Origin of the sequence: Kaistella haifensis DSM 19056 (assembly GCF_000735695.2) — a bacterium.
Lineage (GTDB): Bacteria > Bacteroidota > Bacteroidia > Flavobacteriales > Weeksellaceae > Kaistella > Kaistella haifensis.
Map to the genome: position 1 here is coordinate 1 of NZ_JASZ02000056.1, position 3,523 is coordinate 3,523.

Below are 3,523 nucleotides of genomic sequence, written 5' to 3' on the forward strand. Positions count from 1 at the left end.
ATTGCCTTTCGAAACACTGCCAATGCCATCGGTAATCTCAAAGAAGGCTGGCTCGCAGACTTTTTCAAAAGGTTGAACTACAAGAAAGGAAGAGCAACTGCTGTCTCTGCACTGGCCCGCAAACTTGCCGTCATCATCTGGAACATGCTTGTGAAAGGGCAAAGCTACCAACCACCTTCACTATATCTGTTCCTTGACGAGAAAAGAAAAATTGCTGCAGCCAAAAGAATTCAAAAACAAATCACTAAATTTGGATTGACTGACAGAGATATTGAAATCACAAAATACTGATTATCAATATTAAAATTTAACGTTAGTCAGAATATAAACGAACTGAATGAAAAAAATAACACTTCTTTTCCTAATTCTAATTTTTGGAAATTTAGCATACGCTCAAGAAAAATTAACTCGAACTGAAAAATTAACAGCAACTTCTAAAGTTTGGGGATTTCTAAAATATTATCATCCACAAGTAGCGAAAGGTAATTATAATTGGGATGAGCAACTTTTTGAAGTTTTACCAAAAATTGAAACAGCAACAACAAAAAATGATTTATCCAAAATTTATCTCGATTGGATTTCAAGTTTGGGAAGTATTGAAGAATGTAAAAAATGTAATCAAAAAAGTGAAAATATATACTTTAACAAAAACTTCAATTTAAGCTGGATAAACAATAACAAGCTTTTTACATCTGAACTTTCTGAAAAACTTAAATTCATCGAAAACAACAGATATCAAGGAGAAAGCAATTATGTAAAATTTGAAAACAAAAAAGTTGGAAATTTAAATTTTACAAACGAATTAATTTACAAGGATTTAGATTGGAACAATCAAAATTTAAGATTACTAACTCTTTTCAGATATTGGAATATTATTGAGTATTTTTTTCCGTATAAATACCAAATAGATGCAAATTGGGATGATGTGCTTATTGAAATGATTCCGAAATTTTTTAATTCAAATTCTGAAAATGAATTTCATTTAGCAATGCTTGAACTTGTTGTAAGTATTGATGATAGTCACGCAGGATTTGTATCTAACGAAACAAACAAATATTTTGGGTATTATTGGATTCCTGCAGATTTCAAGCTTATAAATGGAAATGCAGTTATAACAAAATTTTATAATGATTCTTTAGCAAAAGCTGATGATTTAAGGATTGGCGATGTTATTACAAAGGTAAATAACCAAGAAGTAGAAAAAATTTTCAAACAAAACGAAAAATACATAAATGGCTCTAACTTGGCAAGAAAAAGTAATAATGCCTACTATACAATTTTTAACGGCTCATCAGATTCCGTTAACATAGAATTTATGAGAGGCGATAAAACTTACAATAAAACTATAAAACGATACAAGTTCAAAGAGTTCGGATATGAACGTCAAAAAGAAACAGAAAAATTTAAAATCCTAAACGAAAGTATTGGTTACATCAATATGGGAATTTTAGAAAAACAAGATGTTTCAGAAGCAATGGAAAAACTTAAAAACACTAAAGCAATCGTTTTTGATATAAGAAATTATCCGAAAGGAACTGGTTATGCAATTGCAGAATATATTTCTTCAAAACAAAACGATTTTTTTAAAGTAACTTATCCTGATTTAGATTATCCTGGAAAATTCATTTGGAGAAATGGAACTCAATGCGGGATAAATGGAGAATTGAAGTATAAAGGAAAAGTTATCATTCTGGTAAACGAAACATCTCAAAGTCACGCAGAATTTACCGCAATGATTTTACAAACTGGAGATAATGCAATAACAATTGGAAGCCAAACTTCTGGTGCAGATGGAAATGTAGATAAATTTGAAATGGTAGGAGGATATAAAACAATGATAACAGGAATTGGAATTTTTTATCCGGACGAAACAGAGACTCAAAGAAAAGGAATTAAAATAGATATTGAAGTAAAACCAACAATACAAGGAATTATTGACGGAAAAGACGAAGTTCTTGAAAGAGCTATTGAATATGCGAACCGATAAAAATATACTGTTGCTAATAACTAAGCTTTCGTTTTGTCTGCAAGACAAGAAATGAAAGCCCGTTGAACGGAAGCTCCGGTGGCTTTTCAACAGTATGATGGTCCTCTTATGGGTATGTCGTTTTTAGAATTTAGATACACAAAGCAGTTTTTTCGGAAGGACTGCTTTTTTTGTGGCGTTGGGTAGCCTTTATTGGTGGGTTTCAGCGGTTTTTCCTCGCTTCAGAACACAGGTTCCCTTACCCGCAAAGGTTATTTTGCAGACAGCGTTTGGGTAACGAAAAGAAAATCCTGCGGCGGCCCCCGCTGCCCGAAAATAGCAATGGTAACCAGGTTTCCCTCCTTGCAGCACCGGCATTTATTGAGCAGCGTTTTGGGTGTGAAGCTTGATATTCCTTACTTCCATACAGCGCAGTCCGCAACCGTAGATCAGGCCGATGAGCAGTTTGTGTTTCAGGAGTTCAGCACTTTGAAGCATTCGCCAGATTTCTTCACGGCTTAAAATAGTGGGAAGTTTTTTCACTTTTGGAATCGCGGGAAGATGGAGGTAGCTGTAAGGCAAACCTTCGGTTTTCAGAAGAAACCGCAATCCATAAACGGTATGTTTAAAGTACGACTGAGAAGGGGTTTTTGATCGCTTTTGAAGTTCAAAAAGGTAATCTTTGATGTCTTCCGGGTCTAATTCGGTAGGGACTTTACCGAAATGAAGCGCCAAGGCTGCAACGTGACGGGAATAATTGTCGAAGGTACGCTTGCTTCTGCCCAGGATGGAAATATTTCTTTCGAAGCGTTGCAGAAGTTCGGCAAAACCGTTAACTTCGCTCGAGGCACGATTCAGGAATTTGTTTGTTCTTAAATCCTCAGTAGATTTTTTTTTGTAGCCATTTCATGAGTTTTTAAAAGGTTAATAAAAACAAAGTTACTAAAACGGCGAATGGAAAAGCTACCGGAGGTTTAGTTCAACAACGGTTTTGCAATAGTGCGGGGGAGCCGCAAGTTTGAAGATTTCAGATTTTCCGAAGTTTTGTTTATAATAGAAAGAGTTGTCATATTAATCCGCACCATCGCAAAGCCGCAAAACGTTAGCAACAATTCCCCTACTCGAAAACGAAGTTGTTTTTAGCCGCTAACGAGGAGGAGTCGGCGTGAAAAATTCAATATTCCAAATCCATTATTTCTTACCTTAGTACCTGCTCCTTGAAAAGACCGGTTTAAGCAATGGTGTTTAAAAAACCCGTCTGCAATTCAGGTAAGATTGCACAAAAGTCTTTGGTAGTAATACTTCAGACGGTGTTAGTTTTTAATGGTGAGTCCGCCAAAAGCAGATATCCCGATCAGAATAATTTCAAATTTAGCAAAGTGCAATCCTTGGAGTTTTTATTGGTTTAATTTAAAAAATTAAGACATGGAAATTAAGAAGCAGATTTCACTCGAAGTGGTACATCCCAATGCGTGTGGAATAGACATTGGCAGCCGCAGCCACTGGGCAGCTGTAGGGCAAAATGCCGAGGATGTAAAAGAATTTGGGGTGTACAGC

At 35.5% G+C, this 3,523-nt stretch carries 3 protein-coding genes and 2 pseudogenes; 3 read left to right on the top strand and 2 right to left on the bottom strand.

Translation table 11 applies throughout. The annotated features are described in order from the left end of the window. Together AP75_RS13520 and AP75_RS13525 are read left to right on the top strand one after the other, a co-directional pair. Positions 1 to 291 (top strand): annotated as a pseudogene (locus AP75_RS13520) (hypothetical protein); the annotation flags it as partial. A gap of 46 nt (positions 292 to 337) precedes the next feature. Then, on the top strand, positions 338 to 1,987 hold the full coding sequence (locus tag AP75_RS13525) for a S41 family peptidase (protein ID WP_088264973.1): 1,650 nt from the start codon (positions 338 to 340) through the stop codon (positions 1,985 to 1,987). Between the two features lie 251 nt (positions 1,988 to 2,238). Here AP75_RS13525 and AP75_RS14940 read toward each other — a convergent pair. After that, positions 2,239 to 2,367, bottom strand: a pseudogene (locus tag AP75_RS14940) (IS91 family transposase); the annotation flags it as partial. Next, entirely contained in the window at positions 2,345 to 2,761 is a 417-nt protein-coding gene (locus tag AP75_RS13530; RefSeq protein ID WP_228406766.1) for a site-specific integrase, read from the bottom strand. The pseudogene AP75_RS14940 and the gene AP75_RS13530, both read right to left, overlap by 23 nt. Here AP75_RS13530 and AP75_RS14745 point away from each other — a divergent pair. After that, the gene (locus AP75_RS14745) at positions 2,690 to 2,842 is read left to right on the top strand and encodes a hypothetical protein (protein WP_242589843.1); all 153 of its coding nucleotides are present in this window, start codon (positions 2,690 to 2,692) and stop codon (positions 2,840 to 2,842) included. The two genes, AP75_RS13530 and AP75_RS14745, sit on opposite strands and share 72 nt — an antisense overlap. Positions 2,843 to 3,523: the final 681 nt, after the last annotated feature.